24 protein-coding genes and 1 pseudogene are annotated in these 22,470 nt (G+C 71.3%); 13 read left to right on the top strand and 12 right to left on the bottom strand.

The window, feature by feature from the left end; all coding sequences use genetic code 11:
- Positions 1–68: 68 nt before the first annotated feature.
- The 5 genes from ACUYMY_RS13190 to ACUYMY_RS13170 are packed head-to-tail and all read left to right on the top strand — an operon-like array spanning position 69 to position 4,817.
- Positions 69–1,235, top strand: coding sequence for a COG1470 family protein (locus ACUYMY_RS13190; protein ID WP_481703996.1), 1,167 nt, complete (start codon positions 69–71; stop codon positions 1,233–1,235).
- A gap of 1 nt (position 1,236) precedes the next feature.
- Entirely contained in the window at positions 1,237–1,719 is a 483-nt protein-coding gene (locus ACUYMY_RS13185) for a hypothetical protein (protein WP_481703995.1), read from the top strand.
- Positions 1,716–3,932 (top strand): beta strand repeat-containing protein, encoded by a 2,217-nt coding sequence (locus ACUYMY_RS13180; RefSeq protein ID WP_481703994.1) that lies wholly within the window; start codon positions 1,716–1,718, stop codon positions 3,930–3,932. The genes ACUYMY_RS13185 and ACUYMY_RS13180 overlap by 4 nt, the downstream gene beginning before the upstream one ends.
- Before the next feature lie 16 nt (positions 3,933–3,948).
- Positions 3,949–4,293, top strand: coding sequence for a hypothetical protein (locus ACUYMY_RS13175; RefSeq protein ID WP_481703993.1), 345 nt, complete (start codon positions 3,949–3,951; stop codon positions 4,291–4,293).
- A gap of 50 nt (positions 4,294–4,343) precedes the next feature.
- Positions 4,344–4,817: a hypothetical protein gene (locus ACUYMY_RS13170; protein WP_481703992.1), complete on the top strand. Its 474-nt coding sequence runs from the start codon at positions 4,344–4,346 to the stop codon at positions 4,815–4,817.
- Between the two features lie 18 nt (positions 4,818–4,835).
- Here the strand turns inward: ACUYMY_RS13170 and ACUYMY_RS13165 are convergent, their stop codons facing one another.
- The 4 genes from ACUYMY_RS13165 to ACUYMY_RS13150 all read right to left on the bottom strand — a co-directional run bounded on the left by ACUYMY_RS13165 (position 4,836) and on the right by ACUYMY_RS13150 (position 8,304).
- Positions 4,836–5,399, bottom strand: coding sequence for a mycothiol transferase (locus ACUYMY_RS13165; protein ID WP_481703991.1), 564 nt, complete (start codon positions 5,397–5,399; stop codon positions 4,836–4,838).
- A 167-nt stretch (positions 5,400–5,566) separates the two neighbouring features.
- Complete coding sequence (locus tag ACUYMY_RS13160) at positions 5,567–6,964, bottom strand: FAD-dependent oxidoreductase (RefSeq protein WP_481703990.1); 1,398 nt, start codon at positions 6,962–6,964, stop codon at positions 5,567–5,569.
- 129 nt (positions 6,965–7,093) lie between these two features.
- Positions 7,094–7,528 (bottom strand): arsenate reductase ArsC, encoded by a 435-nt coding sequence (locus ACUYMY_RS13155; protein WP_481703989.1) that lies wholly within the window; start codon positions 7,526–7,528, stop codon positions 7,094–7,096.
- Between the two features lie 104 nt (positions 7,529–7,632).
- Complete coding sequence (locus tag ACUYMY_RS13150; protein ID WP_481703988.1) at positions 7,633–8,304, bottom strand: metalloregulator ArsR/SmtB family transcription factor; 672 nt, start codon at positions 8,302–8,304, stop codon at positions 7,633–7,635.
- 47 nt (positions 8,305–8,351) lie between these two features.
- On the opposite strand from ACUYMY_RS13150, the gene ACUYMY_RS13145 reads away from it, so the two are divergent.
- From ACUYMY_RS13145 to ACUYMY_RS13130, 4 genes are all read left to right on the top strand, one after another.
- Positions 8,352–9,095, top strand: coding sequence for an aquaporin (locus ACUYMY_RS13145; RefSeq protein ID WP_481703987.1), 744 nt, complete (start codon positions 8,352–8,354; stop codon positions 9,093–9,095).
- Between the two features lie 31 nt (positions 9,096–9,126).
- Positions 9,127–9,477 carry an ArsR/SmtB family transcription factor gene (locus ACUYMY_RS13140; protein WP_481703986.1) on the top strand — a complete coding sequence of 117 codons (351 nt, stop codon included), beginning with the start codon at positions 9,127–9,129 and terminating at the stop codon, positions 9,475–9,477.
- A 107-nt stretch (positions 9,478–9,584) separates the two neighbouring features.
- Entirely contained in the window at positions 9,585–10,646 is a 1,062-nt protein-coding gene (locus ACUYMY_RS13135) for a metallophosphoesterase (RefSeq protein ID WP_481703985.1), read from the top strand.
- A 58-nt stretch (positions 10,647–10,704) separates the two neighbouring features.
- A complete protein-coding gene (locus ACUYMY_RS13130) occupies positions 10,705–11,055 on the top strand; it encodes a holo-ACP synthase (protein ID WP_481703984.1) in 351 nt (116 codons plus the stop codon).
- Positions 11,056–11,094: 39 nt separating this feature from the next.
- Here ACUYMY_RS13130 and ACUYMY_RS13125 read toward each other — a convergent pair whose 3' ends face one another.
- The 5 genes from ACUYMY_RS13125 to ACUYMY_RS13105 all read right to left on the bottom strand — a co-directional run bounded on the left by ACUYMY_RS13125 (position 11,095) and on the right by ACUYMY_RS13105 (position 14,555).
- Positions 11,095–11,670 (bottom strand): flavin reductase family protein, encoded by a 576-nt coding sequence (locus tag ACUYMY_RS13125; protein WP_481703983.1) that lies wholly within the window; start codon positions 11,668–11,670, stop codon positions 11,095–11,097.
- Positions 11,671–11,818: 148 nt separating this feature from the next.
- Complete coding sequence (locus tag ACUYMY_RS13120; protein ID WP_481703982.1) at positions 11,819–12,697, bottom strand: proline dehydrogenase family protein; 879 nt, start codon at positions 12,695–12,697, stop codon at positions 11,819–11,821.
- A gap of 15 nt (positions 12,698–12,712) precedes the next feature.
- Complete coding sequence (locus tag ACUYMY_RS13115) at positions 12,713–13,468, bottom strand: cation diffusion facilitator family transporter (protein ID WP_481703981.1); 756 nt, start codon at positions 13,466–13,468, stop codon at positions 12,713–12,715.
- The gene (locus tag ACUYMY_RS13110; protein WP_481703980.1) at positions 13,465–13,824 is read right to left on the bottom strand and encodes an ArsR/SmtB family transcription factor; all 360 of its coding nucleotides are present in this window, start codon (positions 13,822–13,824) and stop codon (positions 13,465–13,467) included. Before ACUYMY_RS13110 ends, ACUYMY_RS13115 begins: the two co-directional genes overlap by 4 nt.
- A 326-nt stretch (positions 13,825–14,150) precedes the next feature.
- Positions 14,151–14,555 (bottom strand): four-helix bundle copper-binding protein, encoded by a 405-nt coding sequence (locus tag ACUYMY_RS13105; RefSeq protein ID WP_481703979.1) that lies wholly within the window; start codon positions 14,553–14,555, stop codon positions 14,151–14,153.
- Positions 14,556–14,699: 144 nt separating this feature from the next.
- On the opposite strand from ACUYMY_RS13105, the gene ACUYMY_RS13100 reads away from it, so the two are divergent.
- The 3 genes and pseudogenes from ACUYMY_RS13100 (at position 14,700) to ACUYMY_RS13090 (ending at position 18,960) form a co-directional block, all read left to right on the top strand.
- Positions 14,700–15,953 (top strand): glycoside hydrolase family 26 protein, encoded by a 1,254-nt coding sequence (locus ACUYMY_RS13100; RefSeq protein WP_481703978.1) that lies wholly within the window; start codon positions 14,700–14,702, stop codon positions 15,951–15,953.
- Positions 15,954–16,044: 91 nt separating this feature from the next.
- Positions 16,045–17,825 (top strand): annotated as a pseudogene (locus tag ACUYMY_RS13095) (glycosyltransferase).
- A 223-nt stretch (positions 17,826–18,048) separates the two neighbouring features.
- Positions 18,049–18,960 carry a methyltransferase family protein gene (locus ACUYMY_RS13090; protein WP_481703977.1) on the top strand — a complete coding sequence of 304 codons (912 nt, stop codon included), beginning with the start codon at positions 18,049–18,051 and terminating at the stop codon, positions 18,958–18,960.
- Between the two features lie 13 nt (positions 18,961–18,973).
- Here the strand turns inward: ACUYMY_RS13090 and ACUYMY_RS13085 are convergent, their stop codons facing one another.
- The 3 genes from ACUYMY_RS13085 to ACUYMY_RS13075 form a co-directional block, all read right to left on the bottom strand.
- Positions 18,974–19,459: an MmyB family transcriptional regulator gene (locus tag ACUYMY_RS13085; RefSeq protein ID WP_481703976.1), complete on the bottom strand. Its 486-nt coding sequence runs from the start codon at positions 19,457–19,459 to the stop codon at positions 18,974–18,976.
- Positions 19,460–19,966: 507 nt separating this feature from the next.
- Positions 19,967–20,413, bottom strand: a complete 447-nt coding sequence (locus tag ACUYMY_RS13080) for a hypothetical protein (protein ID WP_481703975.1) — start codon at positions 20,411–20,413, stop codon at positions 19,967–19,969.
- Complete coding sequence (locus ACUYMY_RS13075; protein WP_481703974.1) at positions 20,410–21,714, bottom strand: serine/threonine-protein kinase; 1,305 nt, start codon at positions 21,712–21,714, stop codon at positions 20,410–20,412. Before ACUYMY_RS13075 ends, ACUYMY_RS13080 begins: the two co-directional genes overlap by 4 nt.
- A gap of 335 nt (positions 21,715–22,049) precedes the next feature.
- On the opposite strand from ACUYMY_RS13075, the gene ACUYMY_RS13070 reads away from it, so the two are divergent.
- Positions 22,050–22,457, top strand: coding sequence for an ester cyclase (locus ACUYMY_RS13070; RefSeq protein WP_481703973.1), 408 nt, complete (start codon positions 22,050–22,052; stop codon positions 22,455–22,457).
- The last annotated feature ends 13 nt before the right edge of the window (positions 22,458–22,470 follow it).

Raw genomic sequence — 22,470 nt, 5'->3', positions numbered from 1 at the left:
GCGGCCGGCGGGGGCTTCTGGGGCCCCCGCCGGCTCCATGCGGCAGGCAGTTCCGCGTTTCAGGAGGGGTGGAAGCAGTGCACGGTCTCACAGGCTCGGTCCGGGCCTCATGGCGCGCCGCCGGTCCGGCCACCAAGCTGCTCCTGCCGGGGCTGCTCATCCTGGCTCTCGTGATGCTGATCCCGGCGGGATCGATCTTCGCCGCAGGCCCGACGGCCAAGCCGTCCTTCACCGTCCAGGTCAGCCCCGCGAGCCAGTCCGTGGTCCGAGGCTCCGCGGCGAGCTACACCGTCACCGTCTCCTCCGTCGCGGGATTCGCCGGGACCGTGGCGCTCAAGGCCGATGGGCTGCCCTCCGGGTCCACCTCCTCATTCGCTGCACCATCAGTCAGTCTCGCCTCAGGCGGCTCAGCCTCCTCAACCCTCACGGTGACGACGTCGGGCACATCCCCGGTCGGCACTTACAGCATCAAAGTGCAGGGGACCTCGGGGAAAACCAGCGCCTCAACCACCGCGGGGCTCACGGTCAACTACCCCGTCTCGGGATCCTTCACGCTGGCCAGCTCTCCCTCGAGCCTGGCCCTCGCGCCTGGGTCCTCCGGCGTCTACAGCCTCGCCATCGCCCGCTCCGGGGTGCCAGGCCCGATCTCGCTGAGCATCCTCAGCGGGCTCCCCTCGGGGGTTACCGGGAGCTTCAGCCCCAATCCGGCGGGCGGCGACTCGGCCACTCTCCAGATCACTGTCAGCCCCGTGGCCACGGCCAGTACCGCGACGCTGTACCTCGTCGGCTCAGGCAAGGACGCCGCCGGCAAGACCCAATACGCCTACGCGAGCGTCCGGCTGGAGATCATCACGAATGCTCGGGACTTCACCATCTCCGGGGAGACCGCAGCCCCTCTCGCGCCGGGCCTGACCCGCCCGATCGACCTCAGCCTCTCGAACCCGAACACGCGGCCCATCTCCGTCACCAACCTCTCGGTGTCCATCGCAAGCGTCGAGCGGACCGCTGCCGCCGCCGCCGCCGGCCTGCCCTGCAGCGCCGGGGACTACGCCGTCGTCCAGTACCAGGGCCCGTACCCGCTCAGCGTCGCACCGGGCAGCAGCTCCCTCTCGGGCCTCGGGGTGGCGTCCGGCCAATGGCCCGCGGTCCGGATGCTCGACACGCAGGCGAACCAGGACGGCTGCAAGGGAGCCGTGCTTCGCTTGTCCTACTCCGGCTCGGGACAGGGGAACTGACATGTCCACGGCAACCCGCCGCCTCGCACGCGTCGCCATCGCGACCGGCCTCCTCGTCGGCGCCACGGGCACGGCCTACGCCTTCTGGGGCACCATCGGGAGCGGCGGCGGCTCCGCCGACGCCGGCCAGCTCCAGGTCCTCACCACGGAGGCGAGCGTCCAGCCCTCCGGCCAGTCCCTGCTCGCGCCGGGGACCAGCGCCGACGTCGTCGTCCGGGTCGTCAACCCGAATCCCTACGAGGTGCAGCTCTACAGCGTCACGGCCGACGGCGCCGCCACCGCAGATGCCGCCCACCCGCAGTGCGTTACGACGGGCGTCTCGTTCCAGGCGCCAACAGCCCCGCTGTCGCCCCAGGTCAGCATCCCCGCGAACGCGACCCAGACCGTCACCCTGTCCGGTGCCGCGGCCATGGACCTCGGCTCGGACCCTGGCTGCCAGGGCGCCGTCTTCCGCCTCCCCCTGACCCTCGAGGTGCGCAAGTGATCCAGGACCATCCGCGGCCAGCCGCAGAAACCCCCACGCCCTCGCGCCGCGCCGCGTCCATCGGCCGCCGGACGGCGGCGGTCCTGGCCGCCGCCGTGCTGCTGACCGGCCCGGGGGCCGGCGCCTTCGCCTTCTGGCAGGCCAGCTCGAGGACGAGCGACGCCGTGGCGGCGGCCGACACGCTGCCCCAGGGTGCCAGGCCGACGGTGGCGACGAGCGGGCACGACGTCGCCGTGTCGTGGGACGCCGCGACCACCGCCGGCGGCAGGGCTGTCACGGGCTACGCCCTGACCCGGTACGACGCCGCCACCGGCGGCACGGGGATCCCCGCGACGGGCGCCTGCGCCGGGACCGTCAGCGCGCTCTCCTGCACGGAGGCGGGCCTGCCCGGAGGAACGTGGTACTACACGGTGACCCCTGTGATGGGCCGCTGGACGGGAGCCGAGGGGCCCCGTAGCGCCGCGGCCGTGACCGACGCCGCGGCGCCCACGGTGACCGTCGCCTCCGTCTCGCCCGGCCCCAACGCCGCGGGCTACAACAACACCAGCCCGGTGATCGTCACGCTCGTCGCGCAGGACGAGGCGGGCGGCTCCGGCGTCGCGAGCGTCGCCTACGTCCTCGACGGCGGCCAGCAAGTCTCCGTGCCGGGGACGACGGCGGACGTCACCGTCAGCGGCGACGGCAGCCACACGCTCGTGTACTCCGCGACGGACCGGGCCGGGAACACCTCGGCCAGCCAGTCCCTCACCGTGAGGATCGACACCGCCCGCCCCGGCGCACCCACCCTCGCCGTCCCCGCCGTCGTCAATGGCGCGAACGCGGCGGCGGTCCCGGTCACCGGCGCTGCCGAGGCCGGCAGCACCGTGACGGTGACGGCCAGGGACGGATCGGGGACGACGTCGACCCGATCGGCGATCGCGGACGGCTCCGGGTCGTGGGCCCTGGCCCTCGACGCGAGCGGCCTGGCCGACGGAACGCTGACGTTCTCGGCCACCGCCACGGATGCCGCCGGCAACGCCAGCCTGGCGACGTCGGCCACGGCCGGCAAGGACGCCACGCCGCCCGGGACCCCGACGCTCAGCGCGCCGGCCCTGGTCACGGGCGCAACGGTCTCGTCCGTGAGCGTGAACGGAACGGCCGAGCCCGGCGCCGCCGTGGCCCTGCGCATCGCCGATGCCGGCGCCGCCCACATCCTGACGCGGAACCTCACGGCCGACGCCGGCGGCCTGTGGAGCGCCTCGGGTCTGAACCTCGGGGGGCTGGACGAGGGCCAGCTGACCTACACGGCGACGGCGACCGACGCCGCGGGCAACGCGAGCCTGACGGCGTCCCGGACGGGCACCAAGGACGCGGTCTCGGCGACGCCGACGTTCACTTCAATCACCGGCACGACGCTCGCCAACGGAAGCATCGGCATCACGTCCGAGCAGGCCAAGGCCGTGCGGATCGACGGCAGGTCCGACGCCGGGGCCACGGTCACGGTGACCGCGGCCGACTCGTCTGCCCCCACGCGGACCGTCTCCTCGACCGTCACCGCCGACGCGGGCGGCGTATGGTCAGTGACCTACAACCTGAGCGCCTTCGCGACGGGTCCGGTGACCTTCACGGCCCGGGCCACCGATCCCGCGGGCAACGTCAGCGGCCTCGCCACGGCGTCCGGGCGCATTGGCGCCAGGGTCAGCAACGTGACGCTGCAGAACGTCTCCGGCACCTCTGGGAAGGCCGACACGGGCGACCGCGTGGTCATCGAGTTCTCCTCCAGGATGAACGCCTCGACCTTCTGCGCCTCGTGGACGAACTCCGCGGTTACCAACACCCTCTCCGGTGCCAACGTCGTGACCGTCACGATCGTCGACGGAGGCGTCTCGGGCGGGAGCAGCCTCCCCGACCGGCTCACGGTCGGCGCAACCTGCGGGACGACGAGCTTCGTCCTCGGCGAGGTCTCGCTCGACGCCAACTACGTCGACGGCGGAAACCTCATCTTCAAGGGCAACGGCAACTCGACGGCGGCCTCGCAGGTGAGCCTGACGCCGTCGGGCATCCTCACGGTGACGCTGGGCGCCAACGCGACCAACGGCAAGAACATCACCCAGCCGACCCAGCCCATCCCGCCCGGGGCGACGCCGAAGTACACCCCGGCGCAGGGCCTGGTGGACGACTCCGGAGTCCCCCTGAGCACGACGCAGGTGTCGGGGACGGCCTCGAGCTTCTAAGAGATGAGTCCTGAGCATGCCCATCTTCCACCAGGCGCAGCAGTTCGCCGAGATCATCCAGCTCGACGCCCCCTTCGATGAGGACGAGGACAAGGCGCTCAGACTGAAGCTGTTCCTGAAGGCCGTGAAGCGCTGGGTCCGGGACATGCCCGAGGGGGTAGAGATCCGCGGCGAAATCCGCGTCGGCCTCCACGGCACGACCGGCACCGAGCTCTGGATTGTCCTGCTCGACCCGCAGGCCCGGGAGATCGGCCGGGTGCCCGTCGGTGCGACGGAGATCGGCACCGATCCGGCGAATTCGTTTGTGGCCGTCCGGATCGCCCGCGAGGCGTCTGCGGTCGCCAAGCTGAGAAGCTTCTGATGGACGCCGGATCCCTTCACAGAACGCGCCCGCCCCCGCACGATGGCAGGATGACGACGTCGGACGGTGACGACCAGCCTGATGCAGCCGCTGAGCCTCAGGCCACCGGCTCGGTGAAGGTAGACGCCGGGGCCCTGACGACGGCCATTGTCGCCGCTGGCGCCGCCTTCTTCGCCCAGCCCGGGGACTGGACGTTCCTCTCGGTGGTCCTGGGCATCGCCTTCCTGCTGGTCCTCCTGGCCTACCATCGGCCCCTCGACAGCGACTCGACCGTGCAGGGCATTTTCGTGCGCGGGGCCTTCGCGGGGACGGTTGCCCTCTCGCTCTGCATCATCGCCGGGCCGCCGCTGCAGGTGGCGGCCGAGAACGCCGGGATGGCCCGCGAGCGGTACGAGGCGGCCGACGCCGTGACCGAGTGGGTCAGCTGGGCCTGGGTCCCGATCACTCTCGTCGTCTATTGGTTCGAGCCGAGGATCACGAGGGCCCTGATGCGAGGCAGGCGGGGACCCCGCGCTCGCGGCTAGCACCACGACCCGAATGAGTCAGGCCCGGAGGAGGCCCCGGACGTAGGCGGCCTGGCCCACGTGCTGGGTCGTGTCGTTGAGCACGTTCACGAGCCGGACGGCCGCCGTGATGTGCGGGGTCCAGCGGAGGTCGACAATCCTCCCGAAGTCCTCGATGCGCAGGTCTCGCAGGATCGCGACGACGCGGGTGTGGACGGCCTCGTGGTAGCCGCGGAGCAGGTCCGCGTCGCCGACCGTGAAGGCCTCGACCTCCTCGGGCCGGTGCCCCAGGCCGGTCGCGCCCGGAGCGTAGGGGAGGCCGAAGCTCTCCTCCCACGCGGGCCACACCTGGCCGGGCGGGATCTCGTGGTTGCCGCGTGCAGGTGGCCGGCCCCCGGCGAGGACGGCGGCGAGCGAGGCGAAGTGGTCGTCCTCGATGCGCGTCAGGTGCCACACGAGCCAGCCGATGGGGTTCGCCTTGGGACCGGGCCGGTGGAGCAGGTGCTCGGGGCCCATGCCCAGCAGGGCGTGCCCAACCCCCTCGCGGACCCGCTCGAATCCGTCCTCGAGGATGCGGGCCGCCCACAGCGACTGTGCGTTCATGTGCCCCAAGGTAGACCCGGCGCGCGCGGCAGGGGAGGGGCCAGGGGGTGGGAGGCGAGGCCACGCCGTCGGACGCTCCGGGGGCTCCGGCGAGCTGGAAAATGCCCCTCGTTTCGGGCAATGCCCCGCGCCGCGGGTCGGGGCATTCTCCCAAAGCCGGGGCGCTGTCACACGCTACGGGGCTCCATGCCTTCGACGCCGAGCGTGGACGGCTCCTCGCCGGCCGAGCGGAAGCCGATCAGCTGCGGCCCGGGGGCCGTGCAGCATTCGGTGTCCGCTGGGGCGCCCACGGACGACGGCGCGTCGCGCCTCGTGTCGGCGTCGGCGGAGCAGACGCCGGTCTCGGGGAGCTCGAGCTGGACGGTGTTCGCGGCCTGGCGGTCCCCGGCCAGGGCGGCGGCGACGGACCGGACCTGCTCGTAGCCGGTGGCCAGGAGGAACGTGGGGGCGCGGCCGTAGGACTTCATGCCCACGATGTAGAAGTCCTTCTCCGGGTGCGCGAGCAGCCTCGCCCCGTGCGGCGGCACGGTGCCGCAGGAGTGGAACTCGGGGTCGATGAGAGGCCCGAGGCCGCGAGGCGCCTCGACGGCGGGATCCAGCTCGAGGCGCAGCTCCCGCAGGATGTCCAGGTCCGGCCGGAAGCCGGTGCAGGGGACGACGACGTCTGCCTCGAGGGTGCGCCCGTCGCCGGCCTCCACGACGACGCCCGAGTCGAGGGCCTTGAGCGAGCCGATGCCGAAGCCCGCGTGCAGCTCGATGGTGCCCGCCTCAACGAGGCGGCGCAGGCGTGAGCCGAGCTGGCCGCGCGCCGGCAGCCCGTCGGCGTCACCCCCGCCGTAGGCCTTCGCGGCGGACATGCCCCGGACGGCCCATAGGATGGACGTCCCCGGCTCGGCCCTGACGAGCTCGGCGAGGCTGACGAGCGTGTTCGCCGCGGAGTGACCGGCGCCGATCACGAGGACCCGGCGCCCGGCGAAGCGCGCCCGGTCGCGGCCGACGACGTCGGGCAGCGGTGATGAGATCCGTGCGACGGCGTCCGCCTCGCCCGCCGCTGGCAGGCCGGAAGTCCCGAGCGGGTTGCGGTGGGCCCACGTGCCCGAGGCGTCGAGAACGGCCGCGGCCTCGACGTCCCGCAGTGTGCCGTCCGTGTACTGCACGCGCACGCTGAAGGGAGCGGCGTCTCGGTCACGGGAGTGGGTCTTGTCGAGACCTTGCCGGGTCACGGCGACGACGCGGGAGCCCGTCTGCAGCCGCGAGGCGATTTCCGGCAGGCTCGCGAGGGGAGCGAGGTAGCGGTCGACGAGCTCGGCGCCATAGGGGAGGGCGGTGGGCCTGGGCGCCTCCCAGCCGGACGCCTCGAGCAGGCGGACGGCGGCGGCGTCCAGGTTGTACCGCCAGGGGGAGAAGAGGCGGATGTGGCGCCATTCGAACACGGCGGCCCCGGCGGCGGGACCGGCTTCCAGGACGAGGGGCTCGAGCCCGCGTTCGAGCAGGTGCGCGGCCGCCGCGAGCCCGACTGGCCCCGCACCGATCACGACAACGGGAAGCGTGGCCTTCTCATCCATGGAGTGTCCTCTTCGGGTCGTTTCTGTGTTCCTGGCGAAGGGGGCTAGCAGCAGTCCTCGTCGTCACAGCATCCGCTGTCTCCGCAGCATCCTGTCCTCACGTGGCTCACCCCCTTCCCTGGCTCGGGCCTACTGGGCGTCCGGGTGCCGGGCCGGCAGGAGCTCGGAGATGAGAACCTCGACCCGGCCGCGGATCTCGTCCCGGATCGGCCGGACGGAGTCCACGCCCTTGCCGGCCGGGTCCTCGAGGACCCAGTCCTCGTAGCGCTTGCCCGGGAAGTACGGGCACTCGTCGCCGCAGCCCATGGTGATCACGACGTCGGACTCCTTGACCGCCTCGGTGGTGAGGACCTTCGGGACTTCGGCGGACATGTCGATGCCGAGCTCCGCCATGGCCTCGACGGCGGCCGGGTTGACCCTGTCCGCGGGCTGCGATCCAGCCGAGCGGACCTCGATCTCGCCCCGCGCGAGGGACGTGAGGAACGCCGCCGCCATCTGGGAGCGCCCGGCGTTGTGCACGCAGACGAACAGGACGGAGGGCTTCTTGGCGGTCTCGGTTCTCACGTGGATTCTCCTGGGCTGCAGTTCATTGATGGTTGTCGATGGAGGGAGTATTGGGCGTGTATCGATGGATGTCAATGTGTGCCGTGGTCCAAGGCAGGCCGGTGTCACGCGGCGGACAGCCTCCCCGCGAAGTCGCAGACGCGCCGGGACAGGTCCTCGTACGCGTGCTCGAACGCCTCGTCCGTCCCGCGGCGCACGGGATCCGGCACGGACCAGTGGACGCGGCCGAGGCCGGCGAGCTCCTCGTGCGCGCTGTCGCAGACGGTCACGACGAAGTCCCCGTCCCCGAGCGCCTCGTCGAGCCGGCGTGGTGAGGCCTCAAGGATGAGCCCGTGGCGACGGGCGACGGCGGCCGCCCCCGGCGCGATCCGCTCGGCCGGGTGCGTGCCCGCCGAGGCCGAGGGGACGGCGCTGGCCTGGGACCACAGCGCATCCGCGAGCTGCGAGCGCGCGGAGTTGGCCGTGCACACGAAGAGGACGCGCCGGGCGCGGTGCTCGATGCCGGGAACCAGTCCGCTCAGGGCGCCGTCGGCGAGCCGGAGGTAGCTGCGGCGCCGGTCGCCCTCGGACCGGTGCCGCGTGACGAGGCCCGCGGCCTCGAGGGTGCGCAGGTGGTGCGAGAGCAGGTTCGAGGGCATCCCGAGCTCGGCCTGCAGCTCGGTGGGCGAGAGGTCACCCGCCGTCAGCAGGTCGACGATGCGGAGCCGGCCCGCGTCGGCCAGGGCCGCGTGCTTCGCGACGCGCTCCCTGAACTCCGGAGTTTGCTCAATGTCCATTGGTTCAAGTTTGACTGAGCTAATTCTGCTGGGTCAAGCTGGTCCCCATGAGTTCCTCCCAGCAGCCGCTCTGGCGCCGCGCCGTCGCCGAATTCCTCGGCACGGCCCTCCTCGTGACCGTCGTCGTGGGCTCCGGCATCGCAGCCCAGCGGCTCTCCCCGGGCGACGTCGGCCTGCAGCTGCTCGAGAACAGCATGGCCACCGTCTTCGGGCTGACCGTGCTCATCCTCGTCCTCGGGCCGATCAGCGGGGCGCACTTCAACCCCGTCGTCTCGATCGCGGACTGGATCCTCGGCCGGCGCGCCGGCGCGGGTCTGAGCCTGTCCGAGCTCGGGGCCTACGTCGCCGCACAGGCCACCGGCGCCGTCGGCGGGAGCGTCCTCGCGAACGCGATGTTCGACGTCGGCACGTCCCTCTCGACCAAGGAGCGCGCGACGCCGGGCCGCCTCCTCGGCGAGGTCGTCGCCACCGCGGGGCTCATCCTGCTGGTCTTCGCTCTGGCCCGCACCAGCCGTGGCCTGCTCGCCGCCCCGGCCGTCGGCGCCTACATTGGCGCCGCATACTGGTTCACGTCGTCGACCTCGTTCGCGAACCCGGCCGTGACGTTCGGCCGCGTGTTCAGCGACACCTTCGCCGGCATCGCGCCCGGCTCCACGCCCGGGTTCGTCGGCGCGCAGCTCGTGGGCGCCGCCGTCGGGCTTGGCCTGGTCCTGGTCCTCTTCCCGGCGGCGGGGCACGCAGCGGACGACGTCATCGTCCCCCATCCCGCGGAGGCCGGCCCCGGACATTGATGTCCTTCGATGCATGCCCATAATGGGGTGCATGAACCCTGCGCAAGCACTTGACCCCGCCGTGGACACGTCCTGCTGCCCGCCGGCCGCGGGGGCGGGGATCGGGCCCGAGGAGGCCGCGCGGAGGGCGCTCGTGTTCAAGGCGCTCTCCGACCCGAACCGCCTGCGCCTGCTCTCCATGGTCAAGGCCGGCGAGTCGGGGGAGTGCTGTGTGTGCGACCTGACGGAGCCGCTGGAGCTCGGCCAGCCCACCGTCTCACACCACCTGAAGGTTCTGGTTGACGCTGGCCTCCTGCACCGGGAGAAGCGCGGCACGTGGGCGTACTACTCCCTCGTGCCCGGCGCGCTCGAGCGGGCCGCTGCACTGGCCACCGATCTGTGACCTCCTCGCGGCGGCGCCCGGGCGTACCCTGATTGCAGGCTCACCTCCTGCCAGGCCAGAGGGCGGGCCAACGGGGAGGGCCAGGGGGCTGGCAATCAGGAGACGCGATGTCCTGCGCTGGACGCGGAATCGTTCTCGTCGTGGCTGCGGCCATGGGGCTCTCGGGCTGCGCCCCGGCCGAGCCCGCGCCGCCGCCCAGCGCCGCGCCGTCGTCCTCGGTCCCCGTCGACGAGCCGGTGGACTCCTTCTCCTTCGCCGTGATCGGCGACGTGCCCTACGGCCCGGCGGACACAGCGGCCTTCCCGCGCAGGGTCCGGGACATCAACCAGGACGAGGGGCTGGCTTTCGTGGTCCATCTGGGGGACATCAAGGACAGCGAGAGCCCGTGCACGGACGAGCACTTCGAGACTATCCGCGGGTACTTCGAGGACTTCACCCGCCCGCTTGTCTACACCCCGGGCGACAACGAGTGGACGGGCTGCCATCGGCGCGAGGCGGGGGAGTACAACCCGCTGGAGCGGCTGTCGGCGGTGAGGCGCATCTTCTTCGGCGAGGACCGTGCGCCACTGGCTCGACGGCTCGCCGAGAGGTCGCAGGCCGGCCGCGGGCTGCCCGAGAACGTCCTCTTCTCCCTCAGCAGCACGTCCTTCGCCACTCTCCACCTCGTGGGGTCCGGCAACGGCACGGACCCCTGGGCCGGCCTCGGCCTCACGGCCCAGACGCCGGAGCAGGCGGCCGAGGTCGTGGACCGCACGGCCGCTGCCGTCCAGATGATCGGCGCGGTCTTCGCGCAGGCCCGGGAGAAGGGGGACAGGTCGGTGCTGCTCTTCACCCAGGCGGACATGTTCCCGCCGGGGACCCCGAACCCGGGCTTGGCGGCGTTCCAGCCCGTCGTGCAGGCCCTGGCCGCGGAGGCCGCGGCCTTCGATGGCCCCGTCTACCTCTTCAACGGCGACACCCACACCTACGTGGCGGACATCCCCCTCGACGCCGGCTCGCCCTGGCTCGCGTTCTACGGGCTCTCGGCGCCGTCGCCGCAGATCCACCGCATGACGGTCACAGGGGGAGAGGGTGTCAGGAGCTGGACCAAGGTCAGGGTCTTCCCGTCCTGGAGCTCGGGCGAGGGCGAGGTGGCCGTCGCGTGGCTGACGGTGCCCTACAGCGGCTGACCCCGCCACGCTGCCGGCCGCCCGCGGGCGGGGGACAGCCCGCGGCTAGAGTAGCCGCATGGCTATCATCGGCATCGGCGTGGACGTCGTGGACATCGCACGGTTCGAGCGTCAGCTCGAGCGCACCCCCGGCCTGAGGGACAGGCTCTTCGTCCCCGCCGAGCGGGAGCTGCACCCGCGCTCGCTGGCTGCCCGGTTTGCGGCCAAGGAGGCCGTCGCGAAGGTCCTCGGCGCCCCGGCCGGGATGAACTGGCAGGACTGCTGGATCGGCTTGAGCCCCGCCGGCCCCGAGCTCCAGATCAAGGGCACCGTGCTGGCAGTGGCGGAGGGCCGCGGCGTGAAGCGCTGGCACCTGAGCATGAGCCACGACGGCGGGATCGCCACCGCGATGGTCGTCGCCGAGGGCTGAGGGCCCCGGTCTGCCCCCTGCGGCAGGGGCGACGGCCGCTTAGCCGACCAGTGAGTCAGAGCTGAGCGAGTGCCAGGCCCGGTTGTGGTAGACGAGCGGGCGGGCCTGCCCGGTGTGGCTGTCCGCGGCGGATTGGCGGCTGACCTGCAGCACCTGCACCGCGACGACGGTGGAGTCGCCGGCGGTCATCTCGCTGACGATGACTCCCCGGAGCCAGGCACTGGCCCTGGGCAGAACGGGCTCTCCAGTGACCAGACGTGACCAGGTGGAGGTGTCCTCGAAGCGGTCGATGCCGCCGGTGGCGAACGTCGTGGCGAGGTCGACCTGGTCAGCCCCGAGCAGGTGGACGACGACCGTCCCGGCCTCGCGGATCTCCGGGGCCGCGGACGAGTGCGCGGACAGCGAGAAGGCCACCATCGGCGGGTTGGCGGAGACGGAGAAGACGGAGCTCGCCGTCAGGCCCACGGGGCCGCTCGCGCCCTGGGCGGTGATGATGGCGACGCCGGCCGGATGGTTGCGGAAAGCCGCCTTGAAGTCGTCGACGTCGACCATTTCCGGGTGGCGATTGACCGTGCGGGGCAGCCGGCGGGCCGCGAGGACATGCTGTGTTGCCATACGAGTGCCTTGGGGTTGTGGGCGTCGAAGCTGGGCGCTTCAACAGCCGAATTCGATTGGTAAGCCTTACCTAACCCCCCTGACGCACCGTAGCAGGGCTTTCAATTACCTCACAACCAGCTGACGTAATAGACGGGTCTGTGACGGCTCACACTCCACGGGACTCGGCGAGGCGGCGCATCCAGTAGCGGAACCAGTTGTCGCCGAAGGGCAGGTACACGCGCACCTGGATCCCCCGGACCGTGAGCTCGTCGAGGACTTCCGGCCTGACCCCGAGCAGCTGCTCGATCGTCACGGGGCCGAGCGCACCCAGGATCGCCTCGCGGAGGACGCCGTCGTGGGTCGCGAGGGCGAAGGGCGCTTCCGCCGCGGAGATCCTGTGCGCCAGGCGCAGGTAGGCGATGTCCGTCGGCTCGCCGAAGGGCAGGGCCAGATCGGACGACTCGACGTAGGCGCCCTTGACCAGCCGGATGTGGACGCCGGCCTCGAGGAGCCGATCGACATCCCGGGGCGTGCGGCGGAGGTTCGCCTGCGCCGTGGCGCCGAGCCGGTCGGCCAGACCCCTGCCCGCGACGTCGAGCACGCATCCCAGCACGGCGTCGGCGCGCGCGTGGTCCTCGGCGCCGACCTGGATGCGCCGGTGCGCCGGCAGCGCCTGCGCGATCGTCGCGAGGTGCTCGGCGCAGGCCGCCGGGTCGATGTCGAGGCCCAAGTGGGAGAGGTCGACCGAGAGCCACACGTCCTCCGGCAGCTCGGCGAGCTCGCCGGCCAGCCGCCGGTAGTCCTCGGCGACCCGGGCCGCGACGGCCGGGTCGGCCACCTGCTCGCCGAACTGGTCGATGCTGCAGCCGATTCCGCGTGCATGCAGCTGCCGGGCTGCGCGGACGGCGTCGGCCGCCTCGGTGCCGGCAACGTAGCGCGACGCCGCCCGCCAGGCCGCGTGCTGTCCCTGCGGCACGGCCTTGACGGTCCGCTCGAATCCCTTGCTGGTGGCCAGGCGAAAGAGGACTGTGCGATCGATCGACATGGCCACATCCTGCCATCAGTCGCCGTCGGCCTCCCCGCCAGCTCGGGGCGCGGGCAGGATCTGCAGGCCGGTTGCCGCCGGGGCAGAGGCGGACGACGGCGCGCAGCAGCTGTCCGCTTCAGCCTCGCCGGCCGCTGTGCTCGGCACAGTGCAGCACACGTCGCCCCGCCAGGCGTTGACGCCCTCGCGGACGGCGATCCCGGCGATCACGAGCGCGGCGCCGGCGTCGGCCCACCACCAGCCCAGCGCGCTGTTCAGGACCAGCCCGACGAGCAGCACCGCGGAGAGGTACGTGCACAGGAGCGTCTGCTTCGAGTCCGCCACCGCCGTCTTCGAGCCGAGCTCCCTTCCGGCGCGGCGCTGGGCCCACGAGAGCACCGGCATGACTGCGAGGCTCAGCGCGGCGACCACGATCCCTGGTGTGGAGTGCTGGGCCTGCCCGGCGCCCAGGAGGGATCGGCCGGCGTCGATCGCGACGAACGCGGCGAGCGCGAAGAAGGAGAGCGCGATGATCCGCAGCGTCAGGTGCTCGCGCCGCTCCGGGTTCTTCGAGGCGAACTGCCAGGACAGTGCCAGCGCCGAGGCGACCTCGATCACCGAGTCCAGGCCGAAGCCGATCAGCGCGGAGGAGTCGGCGACGCCGCCGGCCCACAGGGCAACGACGGCCTCGACGACGTTGTACGTGATGGTCGCGGCCGCGAGCAGCCGGATGCGCCGGGCCAGGACCGCCCGGCGTTCGGCGGCGGAGGGGGCCTGCAGGAGGGAACTCATCCCAGGCGCCTCCCGTCCGAGGCGCAGCAGGCCGGGTCGACGGCCAGGACGACGCCGATGAGGTCCCGGATGGCGTGGCCCAGCCGGGCGTCCGCCAGTTCGTACCGGGTCCTGCGCCCGTCGGGAACGGCCACGACGAGGCCGCAGCCCCGCAGGCACGTGAGGTGGTTGGACATGCTCTGCCGCGACACGCCCAGGGCTTCGGCGAGCTCGGACGGGTAGCCCGGCCCCTCCGACAGCGCCAGGAGAATCCGGGCTCGGGTCGGGTCCGAGACGGCATAGCCGAAGCGGGCCAGGACAGGGGCCTTCGCGACTGATCCGGGGGCAAGCGTCGTCTCCACGCCACAACAATACATTGATCGATGTATCCACGCGATCCTGTACAGAACGCTGCTATGGGGGTCTCGCCGATGCCGGACAGGCGCGACGCCTCCCATGGTTAGGAGCGTTTGGCCCCGAGCCCTGTCGGTCCCCTGGGCCTGAAGACGGAGAGCCCAGGGTGACCAGGAGGGCGGCCAGGGCCGCCGAGGCGTGCAGGATCGGGGAGGCGGCGGAAATGTGGGCATGTACATCAGGAGCACCGTGGCCGCCAGCAGCGTGATCGCGAGCTTGGCCAGCACCCAAGAGTGGCGCACGAGGCCCCAGACCGTGCCCAAGGCTTGGACGCTGCCGGTCAGCGGGGTCAGAGGGAAGCCAGGAGATCGGCGCAGGCGGCTTCGCAGCGCCGGCAGACTTCGGCGCAGATCCGGCAATGCTCGTGCATGCCGGCGTGGCGTTCGCATTCCTCCGCGCAGGCCTTGCATGCGATGCGGCAGGCCTCCAGGGCGGCGCGGGTGAGCTTGGCGTCGTATCCGGTGTGACGGGAGAGGATGTTCCCCGTGGTGGCGCAGATGTCGGCGCAGTCGAGATCCGTGCGGATGCACTTCACCAGGTCCGCCACCATGTCCTCGCTCAGGCACGCGTCCGCGCAGGCCACGCTAGTCTCGGCCACCCAGGCTGGCCAGAGTCCAACATCACGCGTCCTCGCCTCACAGGATTCGCCAAGGTTCTGCCGTAGTTCCGTCGTTGCGGACCTGCCGTGCAGCACGATGTACCGGTGACCCTTCCAGCGTCGGGAGCCGGTGCTCCAGCGCCATAAGAAGGGGCTTCGAATTCCATCGACGCTGGGAGTGCTGTGCACATGAATCGCTTAGTCAGGCTGGCAGTGGCCGGCCTTGTGTCCTGCTTGGCCGTGCTGTTCGGGATCAGCCTCCCGGCCGAGGCCGCGGGGCGGGCCGACATCTCGCTGAGCGCCTCGAGTGGGCCGGCCGGGGCATGGCTCACCGTGACCGGCTCCGGGTTCGCCAGGCAGGCAGGGGGAACGGTGACGGCCGGATCCTTGGCCGTCCCGATCACCACCGACGCCGACGGCGCCTTCACCGCGGCCGTGACCATCCCCGCCACCTCGGCGGCGACGGTCACGGTGACCGCCGCGACCGGGAAGCGCTTGGCGTCGGCCGAGTATGCCGTGACCTACAGCCCGGCGTCCCTCCGGGCCGGCCAGCAGGCCGCAGCTGCCGGTGAAGCCTTCACGGCCATGAAAGCCCCGGCGACGGCCACGGCCACCTCGCTACCGCCGAAGAGCGCCGACGCCCTTCGGTTCGGGGTCTCCACCCCGGGCGGCCCGCTTGCCTCGGCCGAGCTGGACGCCGTGGCCACGATGGTCAACGAGAGCCCCTCGATCGTGATGTCCTACAAGGACTTCAGCCAGGCGGCCCCTATCGCGGACCTCAACGCCGTCGACGCCCGCGGCGCCACGAGCCTGGTTACGTGGGAGCCGTGGCTGTGGAGCGGGAACGGCGCCAACCAGCCCGCCTACGCCCTCGACCGCATCACGGCCGGGGACTTCGACACCTACATCCGCAGCTGGGGCACGGCCCTGGCCTCGTGGGGCAAGCCTGTGATGCTCCGGTTCGCCCACGAGATGAACGGCAACTGGTATCCGTGGGCCGAGGCCGCCAACGGCAACGGCCCCGGCGACTACGTGGCCGCGTGGCGGCATGTGCACGACGTCGTCGCCTCCACGGGCGCGACCAACGTCCAGTGGGTCTGGGCGCCGAACGTCCCGTACTGGGGGTCCACCCCGCTGACCGGCCTCTACCCCGGCGCCGGCTACGTGGACGTCGTCGCCCTCGACGGCTACAACTGGGGCACCTCCCAGTCCTGGAGCGCCTGGACCTCGCCCTCGGCGCTCTTCGCCCAGGGCCTGAGCGAGCTCCGGTCCCTGGCCCCGGGCAAGCAGATCATCGTCTCCGAGACCGCCTCAGCCGAGGCCGGCGGGTCGAAGGCCACGTGGAACACCGACCTGGTCGCCTACCTCAACGCCCAGCCCGACGTCACCGGCTTCGTGTGGTTCCACCACAACAAGGAAGTCGACTGGCGGATCAACAGCTCCACGAGCTCCGCCAACGCGCTGGCCGCCGCCCTGGCCGCCAGGAACTCGTAGCCGGATGCACGCCGTGCCGCGCCCGCCGTCGACCTCGCCGCCTCATGAGCGCGGCGGCGCGCGCGGCACGTCGAACCGAGGGGAGGCCCCGATGGGACGCATTGTCAGCCACCAGGCCGTGGTCCGCATCCTCGCGGCCCTGACGATCATCCTCGGCGTGAACTACATCGTCTGGCGCTGGCTGTTCTCGGTGAACTGGTCGGCGGCCTGGATCAGCGTGCCGCTGGTCATGGTCGAGACCTACAGCCTCATCGACTGCTTCCTCTTCGGCGTCACCATGTGGCGGCTGCGGAGGCGCCCCGCGCCCCCAGCCGCGCCCGAGGGCCTGACCGTGGACGTCTTCATCACCACGTACAACGAGCCCATCGACCTGGTCATGACGACGGCGCTCGCCGCCCGCCGCATCCGGTACCCGCACAACACGTGGGTGCTGGACGACGGCGCGCGGCCGGCGATGCAGCAGGCCGCCGAGGACGCCGGCATCGGCTACATCACCCGCTCCCCGGAGTGGGAGAACCGGCCGCGGCACGCCAAGGCCGGGAACCTGAACAACGCCCTGGCCGCCACCCAGGGCGAGTTCCTCCTCATCCTGGACGCGGACCAGATCCCGGACCCCGACATCCTGGACCGCATGCTCGGGCACTTCACGAACGAGTTGGTCGCGCTCGTCCAGACCCCGCAGTGGTTCTACAACGTCCACGACGCGGACATCCTGGGCAGCCAGGCCCCGCTGTTCTACGGCCCCATCCAGCAGGGCAAGGACGGCTGGAACGCGGCCTTCTTCTGCGGCTCCAACGCGCTCATCCGGCGCGAGGCGCTCATGCAGGTAGGGATCATGGTACGTACGTCCGCCTCGCCGTGCGCACGGCGCGCCGGGAGCTGCGCCGGGACACGCCGGTCGGCGTCGTCACCGCCGACCTGGCCGCCATCCGGGCCGACCTGGGCGAGATCGGGCGGCTCTCCGGGCAGACCATCCCGGCCGACGCGCTCGGCTCGAGCGACGTCGTCGACCGCCTGTCCCGGCGGGACTGGTCGCCCATCGGCGCCATCCGGTCCGTCCGCAGGATGGTCCGCGCCCTCGACGTCGACCGCGCGGACGAGGCTATCCCGGTCATGCCGATGGCCACGAACTCCGTCACGGAGGACATGGCCACCTGCATGCGCCTGCACACCCAGGGGTGGGAGAGCGTCTACCACCACGAGATCCTGGCGAAGGGCCTCGCCCCCGAGGACCTCCGGACCATGATCACCCAGCGGCTCCGCTGCGCCCAGGGCACCATGCAGGTGTTCCTGCGGGAGAACCCGCTCCTGCAGAGGGGGCTCAGCGCCGGGCAGCGGCTCATGTACTTCGCGACCATGTGGAGCTACCTCTCGGGTTTCGCCGCCGTCGTCTACCTCGTCGCGCCGATCATGTTCCTGTGCTTCGGCGTGATGCCGGTGGCCGCGTTCAGCGTCGACTTCTTCGCCCGGCTGGTCCCGTTCCTCGTCGTGAACCAGATCCTGTTCTGGGTCGCTGCCCGGGGGAGGAGGACCTGGCGGGGGCAGCAGTACAGCGTGGCCCTCTTCCCGGTGTGGATCAAGGCCTGCGTCACCGCCGCCGGCAACGTCCTGTTCGGTCGGAGCCTCGGCTTCGCGGTCACCCCGAAGACGAGGCAGGACGGCGGGCCGCCCTGGTTCCTGATCCGCCCCCAGCTGATCGCCATCGCGGCCCTCATCGTGGCCGGGGTGACCGGGCTGATCCGCATGTTCACCGGCCTCGGCGCCCCCGCGGGCACCCTCGTCAACGTCGCCTGGGTGGCCTACGACCTGGTGATCCTGAGCGTCATCATCCGGGCGGCCACCTACAGGGGCTTCACCCCCGCCTCGAGGTGAGCCGGCCCAGCGCCCGGGATGCTGGGCGTCCCTTCCTGCTCGTCATGGATCCCGAACCGCCACGATCCTCGGCGTGTCGGGCACGGGGACGCCGTGTCGAAGGCCATGACGAGCACGAAGGGACGCGTCAGCGAGCAGGACGAGCCGCCGTCTGGGTTCTGTACACCTGCTCCCTGCCAAGAGCACACTCGTCTGAAGGTAGGCCACCGTTGTGGAGGCGCAGATGAGGTCCACACTCGGCGCACGGCTGAGGAAGCTCTACGACAACACCCCGCTGCCGGCCGACCAGGCAGTCGGCATGGCGGTTGAGATGCTCCTGAGCCGGCTGCGGCCAGCGCCGATGCCAGGTCCCCGGCCGCTCCTGAGGACGGCGGGTGCCGGGCTCGCGGTGCTCGGAGGCGGCCTCATCGCGTGGGCCATGAGCGAACGACGGCGGCGCTCCCGCGGCCCCTTCGACCTCGAGCACCCCGACGAGCTGGTCACCACCGGACCGTACGCCTACACGAGGCACCCCATGTATGTGGGATGGTGGCTCGTCCATCTGGGCGCGGGGCTCTACAGGGGATCGTCCTGGAGCCTCGTGACGCTGCCGGCGGCACTGCTCGTCGAGCATCCCGGGGTCCTCCGCGAGGAGGCCACGCTCAGGGAGCTGTTCGGCCAGGCGTATCAGGAGTATGCGGCGGGAGTTCCCCGCTACATCGGGGAACGCAGACGCCGTGGAGCAGGCCGCCCGATCGCTCGTCGACGCCGGGCACGGCGCGATCGGCATCGCCTGCGACGTCGCCGGGGCGATCGTGAACTGCTCCTCCCTCGGCGGTCTCGTGGGCCTGCCGGAGCGCGCCGCCTACCACGCCTCCAAGCCTGGGGTCATCGGGCGAAGAGCGCCGCCGTCGAGTACGCACCTCGGGGCATCCGCATCAACGCCGTCTGCCCGGGCGTCGTCGAAACGCCCATGGTCGCCGGCATGCTCGAAGGCCAGGCCGAGGCCATGGCCCAGATCATCAAGCAGCAGCCCATCGGCCGCCTCGGCCGGGCCGAGGAGGTCGCCGCCGCCGTCGTCTGGCTCTGCAGCTCGGCGGCCAGCTTCGTCGTCGGCACCGCGCTGCCCGTGGACGGCGGCTTCACCACCCACTGACGGCGGACGCCGCTCAGCTGCTCGCGGGCGTCCCTGCTCGGTCGATCAACTCGGGCGCGGTCCAGCTGGCGAGCAGCCGCATGGCCTCAGCCGTGGGGGAGCCCGGCTCGACGGTGAAGACGAGCATCACGAGGCCCGGATCGGTGGCGAGCTCAAAGGACTCGTAGCCGAATTCGAGATCCCCGAGCTCCGAGTGGGTCAGCAGCTTCGCCCCGGAGCGGTACCGGAAGATGTCGTGGGAGGCCCAGAGGGCCCGGAACTCCTCGCTCTGCGTCGACAGGGTTCCGATGACCTCGACGAGCTCGGTGTCGTAGGGGTCCTGCGCGGTCGCTGCATGCAGGAGTGCGACGACGTTGTGTTTCGAGTGCAGGCCCGGCCGATCCGGTTGAACGCGAGCTTGCCCCGCTCCAGGCGCGCGTAGTAGTCCGAGCTGACCCCGGCGAGGTGGGCGACCTCTTCGCGGCGCAGGCCGGGAACCCGGCGGCTGCCGCTGTAGCACGGGACGCCGGCCTGCTCCGGGCTGAGGCGGGCGCGCCGGGACGTCAGGAAGCTGCTGATCTCGGCTCGGGAATCCATATTTTCAACGCTACGCCGGGCCGCCGGATCCAGGCATGGCCCACTGGACCAGGGTCCGGCAGGTCCTGTCTCGTTCCGCCGGCACGGGCTTGGCTGGAAGCCCACCATCACACCATGACCCCGAAAGGAACCATCCTCGCGATGTTCAAGAACACCACGCCCCTGAACCGACGGCTGCTTCTGCAGGGCTCCGCGGCCTACGGGGAGAGCGAGGGCCTGCCGCGGAACCTGGAGGACCCCAGCCACCGCGTGGGAGAAGGCCGAGACGCGGCACTTCAGCCAGAACGCCTACGATCTGGCCCTGGAGCCCAAGGAGCTCATGGTCATCCCGGGGGCCTCGCACTTCGACCTCTACGACCGACCCGAGCACGTCGAGCCGGCGGTGGCCGATGGGCGCGTTCTTCGCCGAGCATCTGAGCGACGACGCTGGCTAGTCCTTGCCCTGCCCCTTGCCGCCATCCTTGCGTTCCCCGTCCTTCTTCTCGTCTGGCTTGTCCTCGTCGGGCTTCTGCTCCGGGGGCCGTGACTGGGTGGGAGGAGTCACGGGGGCAGTGGGCGCCTCGGCCGCAGCAAGCTGTGCCTGGACGTCGGCCCGGACCAGGGCGATGGCCTCGGCGATCCGTGTCCGCCGCTCGGCGCCGATCCTGCCCTCGCCGGCGCTGCGCTCGACGTCGGCCGACAGCCGGTCGAGCGTGGTGAGCGCCGTCGCGAAGTCGCCTCCGCCGGCGGCTTGGCGGACTTCCGCGACGGTCGACTGGAGCTCCCGCGCCGTATCAGCGTCCAGTCCGGCGGGGGAAGGTCCACAGCCGGCGAGGGTGGCGGCGAAGGCCAGGGCTGCTGCGGCCCGGCGCTGCCGCTTCAAGGACGCGGGAGTCATGGCCGCACGCTTTCTTCGAGCTGCCGCAGGTGGTCCTCGAGAGATCCGGTAAGCGTCGGGGACGGTGCCGGGGCCGATGGTGGTGACGAGGGCGTTCCGGTTGCGAGGGCGACGGCGAGTACCACCCCAGCGGCGAGTACGAGAGCCAGAGAGACCCACAGGAGAGCCAGACGCCGGCTTGCTCGCCACCGCCTAATGCTCGGGGCGATGGGCTTCGGTTCGGCGGCCCTCCCAGGAGATCTGTCCGGGGGCGGAGGAGCTGCCGTCAATCCGAGTGTGGAATTGGTCAGCTGGCCCGTGGCCGGCCGGGGGAGGAGCGGCCGCCGCTGGGGGCCCTGACGCTCGTCGACGTGGGGGATAGAGGCCGAGCGGGTCAGGACACGAGTCGCAGGCGCTTCCCCGACGGCGGACGACGGCGAGGCAGGCTGCCGCAGAAGGCGGGCGACCGCGCCGGCGCTGGGCCTGTTCCTCGGATCCCGGGCCGTCATCGAGGGCAGCAGGGAGCCCCATGGCTCTCCCAGCTGTTCCGGGATCCGGGGATCTCGCGAGAGGCGGGCGGCGGCCGCCTCAAGGGCAGGCCCGGGAAATTCGGGTCTCCCCGTGAGGCATTCGAGCAGGACCAGCCCGAGCGCGTAGACGTCGGTGGGCGGGCCGACGTCGTGGCCCTGGCCCTGCTCCGGGCTGAGGTATGCGGCCGTCCCGACGGTGGCGTTGGCGACGGTGAGCCTGCTCGCCGCCGCAAGCCGGGCGATGCCGAAGTCCGTCAGCTTCGCTCCGGTCGATCCCTGCTCCCAGCCGAACGGCAGAAGGATGTTCCCGGGCTTGACGTCTCGGTGCACGATGCCGCGGCTGTGGATGTACTGGAGCGCCGCCGCTACATCGGCTCCCAGTCGGCGTGCCTGTCCCTCGGCGAGCGGACCCTCGCGCAGCCGGGCGTGCAGGTCGGTGCCAGTGACGAGCTCCATGACCAGGAACTGCACGGGGTCGTTCCCGGGATCGGGCGAGGCACCTGTTCTGGGGTCGATCCCGGCGTCGTACAGGGTCACGAGCCCGGGATGGCTGAGGCCGGCAAGGAGCCGCATCTCTGAGCGGCGTCGCTCGAGGGCCCCGGGATCGGCCTCCTCACTGCTGTCCGTGCGGAAGGCCTTCACCGCCACGCTGCGGCCGAGGACTTCGTCGTAGGCCCGGTACACGGTGGCCATGCCGCCCTGACCCAGGACGCTGACCAACCGGTATCGACCGCCCAACAGGGCGGTCATCTGGCCGGCCATGCCCTCGTCCCTCGTGCTGGCTTCGTCCACTGTCCTGGCCCCTCCGCCCTGCCGCCCTCCTGCCAGAGTATTCGCGGCCAACGAGGCCCTCACGGGCTTGTCAGCGTTTCACGTGGACACTGCCCCATGGAGCAGGTGGCAAACAGAACCGGGTTTCCCGCGATTTCAAGCCGCCGGGAGCCACTCGGAGCCTGCGGGAACGGCTCTCGTGTCACGCTCTTCAGCTGTCGTGGGGCTGTCCTTACAGTGGGAGCCGCGGCCCCTTCTTTCTCGAGAGCGCTGGACATCAATGTCCCAGCAGCGTCCCCTGAACGGCTTGGTGCTGGCATGCCTGAAGGTTCCATGAGGCAAAGGAGTGGATCATCATGTCCGAAGAAAACAAGGCCCTGGCCCGTCGTTCATGGGAGGCTCCCAACAACCCGGACATCATCGACGAGGTGTACGCCCCGGACATGGTCTGGCACGATCCCGGCCTCGAGATCCGGGGTACACAGGAAGCCAAGCAGTTCGTCGCCGGATACAAGAAGGCCTTCCCCGATCTCGATGTGACGGTCGAGGATGAGATCGCCGAAGGGGACAAGGTCGTCAGCCGGTGGACGATACGCGGCACGCACCAGGGCGAGACGGAGGACTTCGGCCCTGCCACCGGGAAGCGGATGGAATTGAAGGGAATCTCCATCAGCCGCATCCAGGACGGCAAGATCGTCGAGGAGTGGAACAGCTACGACAATCTGGGCGTGCTGCAGCAGCTGGGGCTGGCCCCTGGACAGTAGCCCGCCGGGGGCC

This window comes from Sinomonas sp. T428B, assembly GCF_056780155.1.
The sequence above is the reverse complement of the archived record's forward strand: the minus strand, read 5'-3'. Positions and strand labels throughout refer to the sequence as shown.

Coding starts and splice junctions, on each gene's coding strand:
- ACUYMY_RS13185 (WP_481703995.1), top strand. CDS start 1,237: ATGTCCACGGCAACCCGCCGCCTCGCACGCGTCGCCATCGCGACCGGC.
- ACUYMY_RS13175 (WP_481703993.1), top strand. CDS start 3,949: ATGCCCATCTTCCACCAGGCGCAGCAGTTCGCCGAGATCATCCAGCTC.
- ACUYMY_RS13170 (WP_481703992.1), top strand. CDS start 4,344: ATGACGACGTCGGACGGTGACGACCAGCCTGATGCAGCCGCTGAGCCT.
- ACUYMY_RS13165 (WP_481703991.1), bottom strand. CDS start 5,399: ATGAACGCACAGTCGCTGTGGGCGGCCCGCATCCTCGAGGACGGATTC.
- ACUYMY_RS13160 (WP_481703990.1), bottom strand. CDS start 6,964: ATGGATGAGAAGGCCACGCTTCCCGTTGTCGTGATCGGTGCGGGGCCA.
- ACUYMY_RS13150 (WP_481703988.1), bottom strand. CDS start 8,304: ATGGACATTGAGCAAACTCCGGAGTTCAGGGAGCGCGTCGCGAAGCAC.
- ACUYMY_RS13145 (WP_481703987.1), top strand. CDS start 8,352: ATGAGTTCCTCCCAGCAGCCGCTCTGGCGCCGCGCCGTCGCCGAATTC.
- ACUYMY_RS13140 (WP_481703986.1), top strand. CDS start 9,127: ATGAACCCTGCGCAAGCACTTGACCCCGCCGTGGACACGTCCTGCTGC.
- ACUYMY_RS13135 (WP_481703985.1), top strand. CDS start 9,585: ATGTCCTGCGCTGGACGCGGAATCGTTCTCGTCGTGGCTGCGGCCATG.
- ACUYMY_RS13130 (WP_481703984.1), top strand. CDS start 10,705: ATGGCTATCATCGGCATCGGCGTGGACGTCGTGGACATCGCACGGTTC.
- ACUYMY_RS13125 (WP_481703983.1), bottom strand. CDS start 11,670: ATGGCAACACAGCATGTCCTCGCGGCCCGCCGGCTGCCCCGCACGGTC.
- ACUYMY_RS13120 (WP_481703982.1), bottom strand. CDS start 12,697: ATGTCGATCGATCGCACAGTCCTCTTTCGCCTGGCCACCAGCAAGGGA.
- ACUYMY_RS13115 (WP_481703981.1), bottom strand. CDS start 13,468: ATGAGTTCCCTCCTGCAGGCCCCCTCCGCCGCCGAACGCCGGGCGGTC.
- ACUYMY_RS13110 (WP_481703980.1), bottom strand. CDS start 13,824: ATGTATTGTTGTGGCGTGGAGACGACGCTTGCCCCCGGATCAGTCGCG.
- ACUYMY_RS13090 (WP_481703977.1), top strand. CDS start 18,049: ATGAGGTCCACACTCGGCGCACGGCTGAGGAAGCTCTACGACAACACC.
- ACUYMY_RS13080 (WP_481703975.1), bottom strand. CDS start 20,413: ATGACTCCCGCGTCCTTGAAGCGGCAGCGCCGGGCCGCAGCAGCCCTG.
- ACUYMY_RS13070 (WP_481703973.1), top strand. CDS start 22,050: ATGTCCGAAGAAAACAAGGCCCTGGCCCGTCGTTCATGGGAGGCTCCC.